The organism is Erythrobacter sp. RANMB8, assembly GCF_056848235.1.
This window is the reverse complement of the sequence record NZ_JBREHG010000001.1, coordinates 116,558-134,296: the sequence shown is the minus strand read 5'-3', so window position 1 is coordinate 134,296 and position 17,739 is coordinate 116,558. Positions and strand designations below refer to the sequence as shown.

General features: G+C 67.1%; 9 protein-coding genes and 1 tRNA gene. 4 read left to right on the top strand and 6 right to left on the bottom strand.

The window, feature by feature from the left end; genetic code table 11:
- Positions 1 to 63: 63 nt before the first annotated feature.
- From ACU0AG_RS00745 to ACU0AG_RS00730, 4 genes are read right to left on the bottom strand one after another with little or no spacing between them, the layout of a single operon-like run.
- The gene (locus ACU0AG_RS00745; protein ID WP_482780342.1) at positions 64 to 1,035 is read right to left on the bottom strand and encodes a mechanosensitive ion channel family protein; all 972 of its coding nucleotides are present in this window, start codon (positions 1,033 to 1,035) and stop codon (positions 64 to 66) included.
- A complete protein-coding gene (gene metC, locus ACU0AG_RS00740; RefSeq protein ID WP_482780341.1) occupies positions 1,032 to 2,222 on the bottom strand; it encodes a cystathionine beta-lyase in 1,191 nt (396 codons plus the stop codon). The genes ACU0AG_RS00745 and metC overlap by 4 nt, the downstream gene beginning before the upstream one ends.
- Positions 2,219 to 3,091, bottom strand: coding sequence for a sulfurtransferase (locus ACU0AG_RS00735; RefSeq protein WP_482780340.1), 873 nt, complete (start codon positions 3,089 to 3,091; stop codon positions 2,219 to 2,221). Before ACU0AG_RS00735 ends, metC begins: the two co-directional genes overlap by 4 nt.
- Positions 3,092 to 3,137: 46 nt before the next feature.
- The gene (locus tag ACU0AG_RS00730; protein ID WP_482780339.1) at positions 3,138 to 4,181 is read right to left on the bottom strand and encodes a hypothetical protein; all 1,044 of its coding nucleotides are present in this window, start codon (positions 4,179 to 4,181) and stop codon (positions 3,138 to 3,140) included.
- A gap of 147 nt (positions 4,182 to 4,328) precedes the next feature.
- Here ACU0AG_RS00730 and queF point away from each other — a divergent pair, with 147 nt between their 5' ends.
- Complete coding sequence (gene queF / locus ACU0AG_RS00725; protein WP_482780338.1) at positions 4,329 to 4,802, top strand: preQ(1) synthase; 474 nt, start codon at positions 4,329 to 4,331, stop codon at positions 4,800 to 4,802.
- Positions 4,803 to 4,902: 100 nt separating this feature from the next.
- Here queF and ACU0AG_RS00720 read toward each other — a convergent pair whose 3' ends face one another.
- Entirely contained in the window at positions 4,903 to 7,092 is a 2,190-nt protein-coding gene (locus ACU0AG_RS00720) for a putative bifunctional diguanylate cyclase/phosphodiesterase (protein WP_482780337.1), read from the bottom strand.
- A 364-nt stretch (positions 7,093 to 7,456) separates the two neighbouring features.
- Between ACU0AG_RS00720 and ACU0AG_RS00715 the strand changes: the two genes are divergently transcribed.
- The 3 genes from ACU0AG_RS00715 to ACU0AG_RS00705 all read left to right on the top strand — a co-directional run bounded on the left by ACU0AG_RS00715 (position 7,457) and on the right by ACU0AG_RS00705 (position 17,635).
- Positions 7,457 to 12,910, top strand: a complete 5,454-nt coding sequence (locus ACU0AG_RS00715) for an AMP-binding protein (protein WP_482780336.1) — start codon at positions 7,457 to 7,459, stop codon at positions 12,908 to 12,910.
- 104 nt (positions 12,911 to 13,014) lie between these two features.
- A complete protein-coding gene (locus tag ACU0AG_RS00710) occupies positions 13,015 to 16,695 on the top strand; it encodes an SDR family NAD(P)-dependent oxidoreductase (protein ID WP_482780335.1) in 3,681 nt (1,226 codons plus the stop codon).
- Between the two features lie 13 nt (positions 16,696 to 16,708).
- Positions 16,709 to 17,635 (top strand): acetyl-CoA carboxylase carboxyltransferase subunit alpha, encoded by a 927-nt coding sequence (locus ACU0AG_RS00705; protein ID WP_482780334.1) that lies wholly within the window; start codon positions 16,709 to 16,711, stop codon positions 17,633 to 17,635.
- Positions 17,636 to 17,663: 28 nt separating this feature from the next.
- On the opposite strand, the gene ACU0AG_RS00700 is transcribed toward ACU0AG_RS00705, so the two are convergent.
- Positions 17,664 to 17,736 (bottom strand) — tRNA-Thr (locus tag ACU0AG_RS00700).
- Positions 17,737 to 17,739 lie beyond the last annotated feature (3 nt).

Genomic DNA, 17,739 nt, shown 5'->3' with positions numbered 1-17,739 from the left:
GGCAGCGCAGATGGGCCAGCGCGTGCCAGCGTGCCAGCGAGAATGGTTTGGCCTGCGCGTAGCTTAGCTTTTGTCGCGTGCCTCCAGCGCCGCGATCATCCGGTCGAGCGTCTCGCTCTGACGCAGGTTGATATCGCGCTGGGGGAAGGGAATTTCGATCCCGTGTTCCCTGAACAGCGCCCACAGGTGTTTGAGCACCTCGCTGCGGACATTGCCGACACCCTCTTCGGGATCGTTGATCCAGCAGTGGATGGTGAAATCGACCGAATTCTCGCCGAACCCGCTCCACCACACTGTCGGCGGCGGGGTGGCGAGCACGCGGCGGGCCTTGGCGGCGGCTTCCAGCATCAGCTTTTCGGCGAGCGCCATGTCGGCGGCATAGCTGACCCCGACCGGCACCTGCACCCGCACGTTCTTCGACGAATAGGACCAGTTTTCGACCTGGTTGATCATCAGGTTTTCGTTGGGGATGAGGTATTCGCGTTCGTCCCGCGTCACGACCGAGATGGCGCGGATGCCGATCTTGCGGATCTGGCCGAATGTCTGCACGCCCGCTTGATCGGTCACCGCGATCACGTCCCCCGGCTTGATCGACTTGTCCATCAGCAGGATGATGCCCGAAATCAGGTTGCCGAAGGTCTTTTGCAGGCCGAACCCGATGGCAAGGCCGAAAGCGCCGGAAAACACCGTCAGCGCGGTGAGATCGATGCCGAGCAGATCGACCCCGATCAGGAAGGTCACGATCCAGATGATGATCGTGGCGATTTTCTCCGCCAGCGCGCGCTGCGTGCCGTCGAGCGCGGTCAGGCGGCGCAATCCGCTGCGGGTGAGGCGGGTGGCGACCATCGCGAACCCCAGCGCCAGCAGCACCGCGCCCGCCGCAAACAGCAGGTCGAACAGCGACACCCGCCAGGTGCCGATTTCCAGCGCGAGGCCATCCAGCCGGTTGACGATATCGCCGAAGGTTTCGCTGCGCTCGGTAATGTCCTCGCGCACGATGTCCGCGCCGCTGACAGGCTCGGCGGGCGCGCTCATGCCTGTGCCAGCGCCTGTTCGAGATCGGCGATCAGGTCGTCCGCATCCTCCAGCCCGATGGCGAGGCGGATCGCGGGCGCGCCGCCGGTGCCGGGCATGACATCGCGGTAATCGCCGGGCCGGATCGGCAGGGCGAGGCTTTCGAACCCGCCCCAGCTGTAGCCGATGCCGAACAGCGCCAGCGCGTCCGCCACGCGGGCCGAGGCCGCCGCATCATCGCTCGCCAGCACGAAGGCGAACAGCCCGCAGCCGCCGGTGAAATCGCGCCGCCACAGCGCATGGCCGGGATCGGAGGGGAGCATCGGGCACAGCACGCGGGCGACCTGCGGCTGTTGCTCCAGCCACGCGGCGACCTTCAGCGCGGTGCGGGTCTGGGCCTCCAGCCGCACGCCCATGGTGCGCAGGCCCCTTGCGGCCAGCGCGGCGTCATCGGGGGAGACGACCTGCCCCAGTTCCTGCGACACGCGGCGCAGGGCGGCATACCAGCGCTTGCCCGCGCTCGCGCTGCCCATCATCAGATCGGAATGGCCGCCGACATGCTTCGACAGGCTCATCATCACGATGTCGCAGCCATGCTCCAGCGCGGCAAAGCCCAGCGGGCTGGCCCAGGTGTTGTCGATCATCGTCACCGCGCCATGTTCGCGGGCGATGGCGGCGAGCAGCGGCACGTCGCAGACCTCGAAGGTGAGGCTGCCGGGGCTTTCGAGCCACACCGCCTTCACCGGACCGGCGGCAAACAGGGCGCGGTAGGCATCCGGATCACGCGGGTCGAAGAAGGCAGTGGCCACCCCCATGCGCGCCAGCAGGCCGGTCGCCATGCTGCGCGAGGGATCATAGGCATTGTCGGCCATCAGCAGCCGGTCGCCCGGTTTTAGCACGGCAAGCATGCAGCCCGCAATCGCCGCCACCCCGCTGGGCCAGAGCACGGTGCCATGAGCGCCCGGCTCGATCGCGGTCAGCGCGTCTGCCAGCGCCCACTGGGTCGGCGCGCCGCGGCGGCCATAGAAGAACTGCCCGTCGGCATTGTTGCCGCCTGCCGCATGGCGATCGGCGTCCTTTTCATAGAGGTGGGTGGAGGCGCGCCACACCGGCGGGTTGACCACCGGCCCGGTCCATTCCTTGCGCCGCCCGCCGCGCACCAGGCGGGTGGCGGGCTTCAGATGCCGGTCGTCCCCGCCGCCGCTCACGTGTCGGGCCCGCCGTGGTCTGGCCCTTGCGCCTTGGGCGTATCGGGATCGGCGCCCCATTCGCTCCAGCTGCCGTCATACAGCGCGGTATTGTCCTCGCCGATCAGATGCAGCGCGAACAGCAGCACGCTCGCCGTCACTCCGCTGCCGCAGGTGGCGACAATCGGGCGGGTCATATCGAGGCCCGCGTCTTCAAAGGCGGAACGGATGGCCTCAAACGATTTGTAGGTGCCGTCGGGGTTGAGCACTTCGGTAAAGGGCAGGTTGAGCGCGCCGGGGATGCGTCCCATCGGCAGGCCGTGGACGGGATCGGTGCCGGTGCCATAGACCCGGTCGGCACTGCGGGCGTCGATCACCTGTTCGCTCCCGCCGTCGAGATTGTCGAGCATGTCGGCCTTGCTGCGCACCTTGCGGGGCGCGGCGAGATGGGCCGGGGCTACCGCCTCGCCATGTTCTGCGCCGATGGCGAGCGGGCGCTGTTCCGCGCGCCATTTGCCGAGCCCGCCATCGAGGATCGCGACATTTTCCCACCCCATCGCGGTCAGCATGAACCAGCCCCGCGCCGCGGTGCGGATCGCGCTGTCATCATAAAGGACGATCGCATCCTGATGCCCGACCCCCAGCAGGCCGAGCCTTGCCGCGAGCTGATCGGGCGTCGGCAGGGCATAGGGCACGGCCGATCCGGCATCGAACAGGCTGGCAAGGCCCATAAACCGCGCACCGGGGATGTGCCCCGCGGCAAATTCCGCCGCCGCATCGCGTCCCGCAGCGGGCAGGTGGTGGGAGGCATCGAGCAGCGCCAGACCGGGCGCGTCCAGATGATCGGCGAGCCACCCGGTTGAAACGAGGGCAGAAGGAAGCTGTGTCATGGGCCGACACTAGCCCGCACATGCGCCTCCTGCCAAGCGTGGTCGGTCAGGCCGCGCCCGAAGCGGGCGGAATGGCGATCGGCTGCGCCATCAGGCCGGGGATCGATCCCGGCGGGGTATCGAGCAGGATCGGATGCAGCCGTGTGCTGCCCGTGGCGGTCGGCGTGCCGATCACGAAGCTGCGGGTCTGCGCGCTCTGGCCTTCGCCCTCCAGTGTCACGTGCAGCAGCGGGATGAACAGCGACGCGCTGCCCTGTTGCAGGATCGCGATCTCGTTCAGCGGCAGGCGGATTTCGCCGGTGACGCTGCGACTTTGATGCGGGCCGATGCGCGCGACGCCGGGGGCAGGGTGGGCCGCGCCAGCCGAAGGTGCATTGTCGCCGCCGCGCCGTGCGCTGGCCAGCTGCACCGCGATGCTAAGGTCGCTCACGGCCTTGTCGGTGCGGTTGGCAAGGTTGAGCCGGTATTGCAGCGTGAACATCATCACGCTGCGAGTGGCGGCGGTGATCTCGACCGACACATCGATGCGCGGCAGATCGGGCACCGGTGCGGCTGCGGCAGGCGCGGCGAGCGGCGTGGCGAGGCGCAGCACTTTCGATGCGCGGTTGCGCCACACCGCGATACCGCCCGCCAGCGCCAGCAGCGCGGCCAGTGCGGCGGCAGCCCAGGGCCACCATGCCGGCAGGACAGACTCTCCAGCTAAGGCGTCGGTGGTGCCGAAGGGCGTAATGGCGATGTCATCTGCCGGAGCGGCGGGCGCCAGCGGGGGCGGTGCGGCGGGCACGGCGAGCGGATCGGGGGTAGCCTCGGGCGCAGGCGCGTCGGTCTCCGGCACGGCGGGTTCCGGCGCAGCAGATGCGACCGGCGCAGGCGTTGCGGCAGGGCGCGGCGCCGGGGCGCGGGTCGGCGTGGCGGAAGGCGCGGGCAGGGGTTGCACCACCGGCTCTGATACCATCTCCACCGCCTCGCCAGCAGGGGTGGCGGGCGCAGGCGCTTCGGCCTGATCCTGCGCGGCCAGCGGCGCGGCAATCGCCAGCGCGGCAGGCAGGACACATCGGCGGGCAATCGGGCGGAGATGCGCGGTGTTCATGGCTCGAAGCAGTCTGAGGGATCGGAAAACAGGATGGTGCGTTGCGCGAAAGATCGTGAACGCCCGCTGTCCCGCATAGGGATTTTGCAGGGTCTTCGTCCAGTTCCCCGCTTGCACCCATCCCCCATTCAAGGCAACAGCCCGCGCATGACCACGACCTCGCACAGCCCCGCAGGCACTCCGCAGTTCCTCGGCAAGGATACCCCGCTGCCGACCTCGCCCGAAACCGCGGTGCTCGACTATGTTCCCAACCCGCGTCCGGGCCTCACCTATCTGGTGCGCTTTGTCAGCCCCGAATTCACCTCGCTGTGTCCGGTGACCAGCCAGCCCGATTTCGCGCATCTGGTGATCGATTATGTGCCGGGCGAAACGATTGTGGAGAGCAAGAGCCTCAAGCTGTTTCTGGGGTCTTTCCGCAACCACAACGGGTTCCACGAGGATGTGACCGTGGGCATCGGGGTGCGATTGTTCGAAGAAATGCGTCCGCAATGGCTGCGGATCGGCGGATACTGGTATCCGCGCGGGGGCATTCCGATCGATGTGTTCTGGCAATCGGGCGTGGCTCCGGAAGGCCTGTGGCTGCCCGATCAGGGCGTGCCGTCCTATCGCGGGCGTGGATGATTTCGGCGGGTTTAGACCCCGTCTAGGTCGTTCTAGACCCCCTCTAGACCCTGTTTAGGCCCGTTTTCAGCCCGATTTCAGCAATGTTTCACGTGAAACATCAGACGCTGAGATCAAGCTGCACGAAGCGCGGGATGCTCTTGTTGGCCTCGCGCCATTTGGCCAGCGGGAAAGCGCCCGGTCCCAGCGCGGCGAGCGGAATGCCGGCCTCGGCCAGCGAATAGGGCGAGATGCGGTGGCGGGTCATGAAGCCGCCCGAACCGTCGCTGATCAGCGGGGTTTCGAACTTCAGGCCCTGGCTCGCCTCGGTGGCGTTGACCACCTTGCTGACCACCAGCTGGCCGTGGCCTAGATCGAGCACCACATCGGTGCCGACCGGCACACCCGCCAGCCCGTTGATGCGCGCCCCGGTCTTCGACAGGTTGCGCAGGATCACGTCGTAGTAATGATCCTCGTGGATCAGGCCGACCTTCTTGAAGATGGTAATGCGTTCGGCCCGGTGGCGCGGCGGGCCTTCGGGCGTGACCTTCATGCTCCCCTCGGCGAACCCGGCGAGCACGTCGTCCTGCGACAGCGGGCGCGAGTAGATATAGCCCTGCACCAGATCCGCGCCGCGTTCCCTGACGAGATCGAGCTCGTCCATCGCCTCGACACCCTCGGCCACGGTCTCCATCCCCAGCGCCTTGGCCAGGGCGACGATGGCGGTGATGATCGCCGGGTTGATATCGCCGTTCTCGGTGCAGCCGCGCACGAAGCTCTGGTCGATCTTGATCTTGTCGAAATGGCCGTGCTTGAGATAGCCGAGCGATGAATAGCCCGTGCCGAAATCGTCCAGCGCCAGCCTGACGCCGAGCTTCTTCAGATCGCGGAAGATCACGTCCACCGCATCCTGATCGCCGACAAAGACGCTCTCGGTAATCTCCAGCTCCAGCCGGCCCGGCGGCAGCCCCGATGCCTCCAGCGCGGCCGCCACCGCCTTGCGATAGCCGGGGCGCACGAACTGCTTGGCCGAAACATTCACGGCAACGCGGGTATTGGGCGGCCATTGCAGCGCATCCATGCAGGCCTTGCGCAGGGCTGCCTCGCCGATGCGGATGATCAGATCGTCATTCTCTGCCACCGGAATGAAATCGGCGGGCGAGATGTTGCCGGCCTCGTCATCGTGCCAGCGCAGAAGCGCCTCAAAGCACTTGACCTCGTTGGTGACCGGATCGACCAGCGGCTGGTAGACGAGGTTCAGCTCGTCGCGGTCCACCGCATCGCGCAGCCGGTCGCCCAGCTGGGCGGTCTTGTTGGCGCGGTCGCGCAGCTCGGTGGTGAAGAAGCAGAAGGTGCCGCCGCGGGTTTCCTTGGCGGAATAGAGCGCCATGTCCGCCGCGCCGGTCAGTTCGTCGGCCTCCAGCCCGTCATAGGGCGCAATCGCAATCCCGACCGAGGTGCCGATGATCGCCCGCCGGCCGTTGATGGTATAGGGTTGCGAGACCGATTGCACGATGCGGTTGGCCAGTTCGCCCAGCGTCCCGCGGTCGTCCATGTCGGGCAGCAGCACCTGGAATTCGTCGCCGCCCAGCCGTCCGACCTCGCCGTGATCCTTGACGATCCCGGTCAGGCGCTGGCCGACCTGCCGCAGCAGCTCGTCGCCCGCGGGGTGGCCCATGGTGTCGTTGACCTGCTTGAACCGGTCGAGATCGATCATCATCAGCGCGCAGCTGCGCCGGCTGACGCGGAAGGCGCTGAGCATCGTGGTCAGCCGGTCATTCAGCTTGCGGCGGTTGGCAAGGCCGGTCAGTTCATCAACCTGCGATTGCCGTGCGACCTGCGTTTCGTAGGCATACTGCGCCGAGATATCGACCGCGCTGCCGCGATAGCCGAGGAAATTGTCCTTCGCATCCAGCAGCGGGCGTCCGTTGAGCCGCCACCAGCGGGTGCTGCCGCGCCCGCTCTGGACCGCGACGATATGTTCTTCCAGCTTCGAGCGGACCTTGAGCTTGAACGACAGCGATCGCTGGGTCGGGGCGCCGGGTTCTGCCTCGATATCCTGGAACACCTGCGACAGCGGCCTGCCGATCAGCTCGCCTGCATCATTGCCCAGATCATCGATCGCACGGTCGGACAGGAAGGTCAGATTGCCCTCGGCGTCGGTGGCCCAGAACATGCCGATGCCGAGTTCCTCGACCTCGCTGAGCACCGTGACGCGGCCGGGGCGGGCGGCGGCCTGCTCCCTTTCCGCAGCACGCCCGCGGCCCGGTTTCGCAGAATCGCGGGTGCTTTTGAGAAAGCCCAGAGCCATGCCTCGTCCTTGTTCCAGAGGCGTTGTCGCACCGGCATTCACCATGGCCATGGCCCGGATGCACTGCGCCCTTAGGGTCTGGGCATAGCCCTGGCATGATTGAGAAAAGGTTACGCCGCGCCAGAGCGAAAGCGGCCAGCGACGGGCTGATCGGCCATCACGGAACGCTTTGCGCGCAGCAGCGTTACAACTGCGTGCGCGGTGACGGCATTTTCTTGCCCGTCATCGCCGCGCAATGCAATTTTACTGCATTACCGCCGAGCGTTCGGGATCGCGCACTGCGAGTTTTTGCGATTATCGGGGGGATGGTGTCATCTCTGAGAACGCTTTGCTTGAACGCGCAGCCGACGTGCTGACCAATCCCGTGAACAATCGTGCCCAGTGGGAGGCGATGCGCGCTGCCGCACTCGCCGATCCGGGCGCTTTCCATGGCGACATTGCTGCGCGCAACATGCACTGGTTCGTCGCCGGCTGCGGCGCTTCGGGCGCATGGCTGGCGAAGGGCGATGACGGGCGCTGGCATGGCTGGGACGCCGGCACCGCAGCCCCCGTCAGCCCCGATCTACCCGCAGATTTCACCCCCTGGCACACCGGTTTCGACGGCAGCCACGCGCCCCACTGGCGCTGGTTCGTGGGCGGGCGCACCAATGCCGCCTTTTCCGAACTCGATCGCCATGTGCTGTCCGGCCACGGCGATGAAGCCGCGCTGATCTTCGAGGGCGACCGCTGGGACATGAGCGCCAACGGCGGCAAGGGCGCGCCGATCGACTGCTTCACCGTCAACCGCAAGCGCTTGCTGCTGGAGGTCGCCAAGTGCGCCGTGGCGCTGGAGGCGCTGGGCCTGAAGCCGGGTGACCGCATGGCGCTCAACATGCCGAGCATCGTGCCGCAGATCTACTGGACCGAAGCCGCCAAGCGGATGGGCGTGGTCTATACGGCGGTGTTCGGCGGCTTTTCCGACAAGACCCTGTCCGACCGCATTGCCGATACCGGTGCACGCGTGATCGTGACCAGCGACGGCTCTTACCGCAACGCGCAGGTCGCCGCCTTCAAGAACGCCTATACCGACCCGGCGCTCGACAATTTCGTGCCGGTGACGACCGCGCTCGCCATCCTCGGCGGGCTTGATCTCGGCCTGCCCGAAGGTGGGCATGAGACGATCCTCGACACCGTGCGCGAGGCACTGGCCGGAGAGATCACGGTCGATCGTTCGGATGTTATGCGCGGCGTGGGCCGGGCGCTGATCAACCTCGGCGCAGAGGGCCGGATCACCTCGGCTGACGCAGCGCGGGTGCGGATCGCGATTGCCTCAAGCCTCGTCACTCTGCCGCCGCGGGTCGAGGCGGTGATCGTGTGTCGCCACACCCACCAGCCCGACATGATCTGGCGCGAGGAACGTGACCGCTGGAGCCACGACCTCACGGAAGCTGCGCTGGTCACCGTGCTGGAGCGGGCACGGGGCGCAGGCTTTGCCGTGCAGTCCGAAGCCGAATTGCTGGCGCTGGCTGACGCGGATTTCGTGCGCGCCATCTGGGCTTCGTCCAGGCCGATGCCGGTTGATGCCGACTATCCGATGTTCTTCATCTACACCTCGGGCAGCACCGGCAAGCCCAAGGGGATCGTCCACGCGCATGGATATGCCGCGGGTGTGGCCGAGACGATGAAGGTCAGCTTCGATGCCCGCCCCGGCGACACGCTGTTCGTGGTCGCCGATCCGGGCTGGATCACCGGGCAAAGCTACCTGATCTGCGCCCCGCTGATGACGCGGGTGACGACGCTGGTGTCCGAAGGATCGCCGGTATTCCCGCACGCGGGCCGCTTCGCCTCGATGATCGAGCGGCACGATGTCCGCATCTTCAAGGCGGGGGTGACCTTCCTCAAATCGATCATGTCGGACCCTGCAAACCTTGCCGAATTGCAGCGCTACGACATGAGCGGGCTGAGGGTGGCGACCTTCTGCGCCGAGCCGGTCAGCCCCAGTGTCCAAGCCTTCGGGATGGAGCACGTTACCGAGCGCTACATCAATAGCTACTGGGCGACCGAACACGGCGGGATTGCGTGGACGCACATGTTCGCCAATGACGATTTCCCGCTGCGGCCCGATGCCCACGCCTATCCGCTGCCGTGGATCGTCGGCGATGTGTGGGTTGAGGACGAGGCGGGGGCCGGGGCGGCTGCGCCCTTCACCCGCTCCGACGCGGGCGGCGTGCCATGGCGCAAGGCCGAAATCGGCGAGAAGGGCGAAATCGTGATCGCTTCGCCCTATCCCTATCTGGCGCGCACCATCTGGGGCGACATCGCGGGCTTCACAGTCGAGGACGGCCGCGTTGCGCCTGAATGGCGCGGCGATGCGGCGCGGTGGGAGGATGGCTACTGGAGGCGCTGGAAGGGCGCATGGGCCTATACCCAGGGCGACTTCGCGATCCGGCACGACGACGGTTCCTTCTCGCTGCATGGCCGCTCGGACGACGTCATCAACGTCTCGGGCCACCGCATGGGGACCGAGGAAATCGAAGGCGCGGTGCTGCGCGACAAGGCATTGGCGCCGGACTCGCCGGTGGGCAACGTGCTGGTGGTCGGCGCGCCGCACCGCGAGAAGGGGCTGACCCCGCTCGCCTTCGTGGTCCCCGTCGCGGGCCGCAAGCTGACGCACGAGGACAAGCGCCGGCTGTTCGATCTCGTCCGCACCGAGAAGGGGGCGGTCGCCGTTCCCGCCGACTTCATCGAAGTCTCGCAATTCCCCGAAACCCGCAGCGGCAAATACATGCGCCGCATGGTCCGCGCGCTGGTGGTGGGCGAGGATGTCGGTGACGTGACGACGCTGCGCAATCCCGAGGCGCTGGACGAACTGCGCACCGTCATCGCCGACTGGCAACGCAAGCAGCGCATGAGCGACGAACAGGCGCTGTTCGACCGGCACCGCTACTTCCTCGTGCAGTATAACACGGTTGCGCCGGGCAAGCAGGTCGCGACCGTCACCGTCACCAACCCGCCGGTCAACGCGCTCAACGAACGCGCCATCGACGAGCTGGTGCTGGTCACCTCCACGCTGGCGCGCGATGATAGTGTCGTCGCGGTGGTGTTCACCGGAGAGGGCACCTCGTCCTTCGTCGCCGGGGCGGATATCCGCCAGATGCTGGAGGAAATCCACACCGTTGACGAAGCCATGGTGCTGCCGAACAACGCGCACCTCGCTTTCCGCACCATCGAGAGCATGCGCAAGCCCTGCGTCGCGGCGGTGCAGGGGGTGGCGCTGGGCGGGGGCATGGAATTCGCGCTCGCCTGCCATTACCGCGTGGCCGAGCCGGTGGCACGTTTCGGCCAGCCCGAAATCCGGCTGCGGCTGTTGCCCGGATACGGCGGCACCCAGCGCCTGCCGCGCCTGCTCGCCGACCGGCGCGGGGCCGAGGGCGTGCGCGATGCGCTCGACCTGATCCTCGGCGGGCGCAGCATCACCGCTGAAGCCGCGACCGGCATCGGCCTCGTCGATGAACTGGTCGAAGGCGCGCATGATGCACTCTCGCAGGCGCACGCAGCGGTGCGCGATTATGTGAAGCACGGGGCGGACTCCGCGCTGGGCAAGGCCTTTGCCGAGCGGCAGGCTGCGGTCAGCCGCTGGGACACGGCCTCGGACATCAGCCTCGATGCGGTGCTGGCGGACGATTTCCTCCAGCGCATCCTCAGGCAGCTCGACTGGGCAGGGCGCGGGCAGGCGGGTGCGCGGGCGCTCGACGCGGTGCGGGTGGGCCTCGAACAGGGGATCACCCAAGGCACCGCACGCGAGGCCAAGCTGTTTGCCGAGGCCATCGTCGATCCCGAAGGCGGCAAAACCGGCATCAAGCAGTTCATGGACAAGGTTGCGCCCCCGCTTCCGGTGCGGCGCGATGGCGTGTGGATCGACGCCGAGCACGAGATGCGTGCGCAGGCGTTGGAAGCGGCAGGCGAGCTGCTTCCTGTGGGAGCGCCGTTCTACCCCGGCGTGACCCCGATCCCGCGTCACCAATATGCCTTCGGCATCGCCCGCGATCCCGATACCGGCCAGCCCCGCTTCGGCCCGCCCGCGAGCCACGAGAAGGAGCTGATCGTCAAGGTGCCCGAGCCTGCCCCCAACGAGGCGCTGCTCTACATGCTGACCAGCGAGGTCAACTTCAACGACATCTGGGCGCTGACCGGCATCCCCGTCTCGCCCTTCGATGCGCATGAGGAGGACGTGCAGATCACGGGCTCCGGCGGCATCGCGCTGGTCGCCGCACTTGGCAGCGAGACGCGGGCGCAGGGGCGGATCAAGGTCGGCGATCTGGTGACGGTCTATTCCGGCACCAATGACATTCTCTCGCCGCTGGTCGGCAATGATCCGATGTATGCGGACTTCAGCATTCAGGGCTACGAGACCGAGACCGGCAGCCATGCGCAGTTCCTGACTGTGCAGGCCCCGCAGATGCACAAGGTGCCGCCTGATCTGACGCTGGAGCAGGCGGGGAGCTATGTGCTCAACCTCGGCACCATTGCGCGGTGCCTGTTCACCACCTTGCAAATCGCGCCGGGGCGGACCTTGTTCGTCGAGGGTGCGGCGACGGGGACGGGGCTGGATGCGCTGCGATCATCGGTGCGCACCGGCTTGCAGGTGACGGGGCTGGTGTCGTCCGAGGAACGCGCCAACTTTATCACCAAGGTGCAGGGTGCGGTCGGGGCGATCAACCGCAAGGATGCGCGCTTCGTGGACCTCTACACCGTGGTGCCTGAGGACAAGGCCGAGGCCCAGGCGTGGGAAGCCGCCGGCGCGCCGCTGATCGAGGCATACAAGGCGCTGAACGGGGGCAGGCTCGCCGATTATGTGGTGAGCCACGCGGGCGAGACCGCCTTCCCGCGCTCGTTCCAGCTGCTCGCCGAGGGCGGCACGCTGGCCTTCTACGGCGCCTCTTCGGGCTACCACTTCAGCTTCATGGGCAAGCCGGGCACGGCGTCCCCTGAAGAAATGCTCCGCCGTGCGGCCCTTCGTGGGGGCGAGGCGGTGCTGATCTTCTACGGGCCGGGATCGAGCGATCTGCTCGATGAAACCGGCCTCGAGATGATCGAAGCCGCGCGGCGCTTCAATGCCCGTTCGGTGATCGCCACCACCACCGATGGCCAGCGCGAGTTCCTGCAATCGCTGGGGCTGGAAGACGCGATCGAGGGGATCGTCTCGCTCGAGAGCATCCGCCGCCGCGAGGGCGCGAATTTCCACTGGCCCGACACCATGCCGCGCCTGCCCGATGCCAAGGCCGATATCGAGGTCTTCAAGGCGGCGGTGCGCGATTATCAGGACCGGGTGATGAAGCCCTTCGGCTCGGCGGTCGGCAAGATCCTGCGCTCGCCCGACAACCCGCGTGGCAGCCCCGATCTGGTGTTCGAGCGGGCCGGGCAGGACACGCTTGGCATCTCGACCTCGCTGGTCAAGCCTTTCACCGGCAGGGTGATCTTTGCGGAAGACCTGAAGGGCTGCCGCTTCACCTTTTACGCGCCGCAGGTCTGGACCCGCCAGCGGCGCATCTACATGCCCACCGCGCAAATCTTCGGCACGCACCTGTGCAACGCCTACGAGGTTGCACGGATGAACGATATGATCGCCGCGGGCCTGCTCGAAGTGACCGAGCCGGAAGTCGTGCCGTGGGACGGCTTGCCGGAAGCCCATCAGGCGATGTGGGAGAACCGGCACACGGGATCCACCTATGTGGTCAACCACGCGCTCCCTGAAATGGGCCTCAGGAGCCGCGATGCGCTGCTCGAAGCTTGGGCTGCCTTGGGGGCTGCGCTGGCCGGCGGGGAACCGGAAAGCTGATCCGTGCGTTGCGGTTTTTGAAACGTTCTTAGCTCTCCTCCCCAGGGTTTGAACGAAACACCAAGCGAAGCGTGACTTCGCGGCAATTTTCTGAGGAGAGTGTTATGGCCAAGTTGAAAGCCGCCAGTGCTGCGCCTGCCCTCCAGGGCGATGTTCCGGGGCGGCTTGCGGGCAAGATCGCGGTGATTACCGGCGCTGCGGGCAATCTCGGCGGCCATATTGCCGCGCACTACCTTGCAGAGGGCGCAACCGTGGTGATGACGGGCCGCACGCCCGATCGCACGCAGGCCGCCGCCGATGCGCTGGTCAAGGCGACCGGCGCCGATCCCGCACGGGTTGCCACCGTTGCGCTGGATGGCGGGGACATCGCCTCGGTCCGCGTCGCGATTGACGAAGTGGTGGCGAAGTTCGGCCGGATCGACATTCTGGTGAACAACGCCGGCAGCGCCGGTCCCAAGCAGCCGATCGAGAACCTTCCCCTCTCCGCAGAAGAGCTCGCAGGCACCGACAGCGAGACTTTGGCCGATGCGCTGCGCAACATCTTCGGCGTCGCGTGGAACGTCGCCCGCACCGCCGCGCCGCACATCCCCGAAGGCGGGTCGATCATCAACGTTTCGACCATTTTCAGCCGCACGCCCTATTACGCCCGCGCTGCTTACGTGGTGCCCAAGGCGGCGATGAATGCGTGGAGCCGCGAATTGTCGCTGGAACTGGGACCGAAGGGTATCCGCGTCAACCTCGTCTATCCCGGCCCGATCGAGAGCGAGCGCATCCGCACCGTATTCGCCACGATGGACAAGGCCCGCGGGGACGAGGCCGGCACGACCGCCAACCAGTTCTTCGACATGATGAGCCTCGAGCGGGCCACCGGCGGGAACGCGAAGGCCAAGACCTTCCCGACGCCGACCGATATTGCGACGACCTGCGTGTTCCTCGGATCGGACGAGAGCGCGGCCTATAACGGCCATGATTTCGAGGTCACCCACGGCATGACCGTGCGCAAGGAACAGCGCTCCACCTATCTCGCCCGGCCCACCATGCGTTCGATGGACGGCACCGGCCTTGCCGTGCTGATCGCGGCAGGGGATGATTGGGAAGAGGCGCTGGAAATCGCGCAGGTGCAGCTCGCCTGCGGGGCGGCGGTGGTGTTGGGCCTGCCGCGTGCCGCCGATGTCGCCATTGCCGAGAAGCGCTGCAAGGCGCTGGGCGTCGAGGGCAGCCTGTCGATCATCCGCTTCAGCCGCAAGGATCCCGCAGCGATGGAAGCCGCGCTGGAGGAATACAGCAAGGCTGGCACGCCGATCAGCGGCGCGCTGTTCCTGCCGGCGCTGGGCGCGGGCGAACTGGCAGGCGCGGTGACCGCGGCTGACGATGGCGTGGTCGAAGCGCTGATGGACGCCGAACTGGCGGGCAACATGGCGCTGGCCCGCACCATGAGCCGTTACTGGAAGCGGCACGACAACCTGCTGCAACCGCCGCGCTTCGTGTTCGTCAGCCACGTGAGCGACGGGAAGGGCGACATCTACGGCCATATCCTGCGCGCCGCGACCGAACAGCTGATCCGCATCTGGCGCGACGAATCTGCCATCGACACCGCCCACGGGCGCCGTCGTCAGGCCGAGTGGGGCAACCAGATCGTGCGCTTCACCAATACCGAGGCCGAGAACATCCGCTTCACCGCGGGCCACGCGGCGCGCATCCTGCTGAAGGAAAGCAAGCTCGGCGAGATCACGCTTTATGTCCCGGCGAACATTGGCGAGGCGACCGGGGCGCGCAAGGCCATGCCGGGCTTCTCCGAAAACATCACCGGGCTGCACTTGGGCAAGGTCGCGCTGATCACCGGCGGTTCGGCGGGCATCGGCGGGCAGGTGGCGCGGCTGCTGGCGCTGGCAGGGGGCAAGGTGATGATGGTCGCCCGCCGCGAAAGCGAACTCGCCGTGGCGCGGGCGCGGATTGTCTCCGAGCTGGAGGATATCGGCTTTGCCGGTGTCGAGCGCCGCGTGCAGACCCTCGCCAATGTCGAAGTCAGCAATTTCGAAAGCCTGAAGGGTGCGGTCGACGCGACATTGAAGGCCTTCGGGCGGATCGATTACCTGATCAACAACGCGGGCGTTGCGGGCGCGGAGGACATGGTGGTCGATATGGGCGTGGACGCGTGGAACTACACGCTCGATGCCAACCTCGTGTCGAACTATTTCCTGATGCACCACGTCGCGCCGCTGATGAAGGCGCAAGGATCGGGGTATATCCTCAATGTCTCGTCCTATTTCGGGGGCGAGAAATATCTTGCGGTCGCTTACCCGAACCGCGCCGATTACGCCGTTTCGAAGGCCGGGCAGCGCGCGATGGTCGAGAGCATGGCGCGCTATCTCGGCCCCGAGGTGCAGTTCAACGCGATTGCGCCGGGGCCGGTGGATGGGGATCGCCTTTCGGGCACCGGCGGCAAGCCCGGTCTGTTCGAGCGGCGCGGCAAGCTAATCCTTGAAAACAAGCGATTGAACGCGGTCCACGCCGCCGCGATCAAGGCGATCCGGCGCGGCGTGCGGGTCGAGGCGGTGCTGGCGCGGCTGGCGCGCAACGATACCGTCAAGATGAGCCACGATACCAACAATCCCCGCGAGCTGCGCGAACTCGCGCTGGCCTGCGCCCGCGAGGGGGACGGCACCTGCACCTGGGACCAGTACCTGCTGACTCCGCAGATCGCCGCCGGTCTGATCGGGCGCTTGCGGCAGGCGGGGCTGTTCCTCGACGCGCCCGAGTGGAATGACCGTCCGGCCACGCCCGAGAGCGATGCCGACTGGCTGCTGCGCGTACCGCCCGAGGACGCGCCCTTCCTCCCCGCCGACAAGATCGCGGTCGAGGCCAAGAAGGTCGGCACCGGCGTGCTCTCGAAGCTCTACCTCGGCAAGATGCCGACCGAGCATGACGTGGCGCAGGCGACGGTGTTCTTCCTCGCCGACCGCGCCGTCAGCGGCGAGACCTTCATGCCCTCGGGCGGCCTCAGCGTGGAACGCTCCACGACCGAGCGCGAGCTGTTCGGCAGCCCGAAGCAGGAGCGGCTCGACCAGATGCGCGGCAAGACCGTTTGGATCATCGGCGAACACCTCGCCGATTACCTCGCCGAGACCGCGCGCGCCTTCATCGAGGATTGCCACGTCGCCAACGTGGTGCTGATCACCCGCACGGCCGAGGCTTTCGAGGCGGTCAAGGCGCAGCTCGAGCCGGAGACCGCCGAGGCGCTGACCTCGCTGGTCAAGACCACCGACATCGAAGCCGCGATGGACGAGGCGCTGGTCGCCTGGGGCAAGCCGACCACGATCCTCTCGACCCCTATGTCGGCGCTGCCGGGCAAGCTGTTTGCGACCGACGATCCGCTGACGCCCGAGGAGTTCCGCGAGGTGGTGGCCGACAATCTCACCCACCACTTCCGCGTCAGCCGCCGCGCCTCGCTCTATGATGATTGCCAGCTGGTGCTGACCAGCCCCGATGTGCCGATGGGCGACAAGTCCCCGGCCTTCGCGCTGGCGAACTTCATCAAGACGACGCTCCACGCCTTCACTGCGACACTGGCGGTCGAGAACGAGCGGCTGGTGCATGATGTGCCGGTCAACCAGATCAACCTCACCCGCCGCGTGCAATCCGAGGAGCCCCGCGATCTCGACGAGCATCTGGAGGAGGTGCGCCGCTTCGCCCGTGCAGTGCTGCTGGTCGGCGCGCCGCTGCCCGATGCCGAAGACTCGCGCTATCGTGCGCGGATTTATCGCGGCATGTCGATGACGGTGTGATACTGCCCCGGCGATGATCCAGTATCTGCCCTTCGAAAAGCCGATCGAGGCGCTCGACAAGCATGCGGCGGAGCTTGCCGCCCATGCCGAGGGCACGGCCGAGGCGCGGATGCTGGCCGAACGTGCCGAGCGGCTGCTGGCGGACACCTATGCGCGCCTGTCGCCGTGGGAGCGCACGCTGGTCGCCCGCCACCCGCAGCGCCCGCGTTTCGAGCGGCTGGTGGCCGGGCTGTTCAGCGATTTCCTGCCGATCGCGGGTGACCGCACTTTCGGCGAGGATCAGGCGATCATCGGCGGGTTTGCGCGCTTCGAAGGGCGCAAGGTGATGGTGATCGGCCATGTGAAGGGCGAGGATACGCCGGGGCGCCTTCGCCACAATTTCGGCATGGCGCGGCCCGAAGGCTATCGCAAGGCGATCCGCCTGATGGAACTGGCGGGGCGTTTCGGCCTGCCGGTGGTGACGCTGGTCGACACGCCAGGCGCCTTCCCCGGCGTCGATGCCGAGGCGCGCGGGCAGGCGGAAGCCATCGCCCGCTCGACCGAGGCCTGTCTGGCACTCGGCGTGCCGCTGGTGGCGGTGATCATCGGCGAGGGCGGATCGGGCGGGGCGGTGGCGCTGGCGGCGGCCAACCGCGTGCTGATGCTGGAACACGCGGTCTATTCGGTGATTTCGCCCGAAGGCTGCGCCTCGATCCTGTGGCGCACCGCCGGCCACGCGGCTGATGCGGCCGAGGCGATGAAGGTGACGGCTGCGGACCTGCTCAGGCTCGGCGTGATCCACCGCATCGTCTACGAGCCGACCGGCGGAGCGCACCGCGATCCCGAGGCGATGGTCAAGCGGCTGGCGCTGGCCTTGCGCGCGGAACTCGACGCACTGTCGGCGCTGACGCCCGACCAACTGCGCCGCGAGCGCGAGGAATTCTTCCTGAAGCTGGGTTAGCGCCTTCTGCTGTCTGGCGCGAAAGCGGTGCCGGCTACAGGATTCGAACCCGTGGCCCCCTGATTACAAATCAGGTGCTCTACCAACTGAGCTAAGCCGGCTGA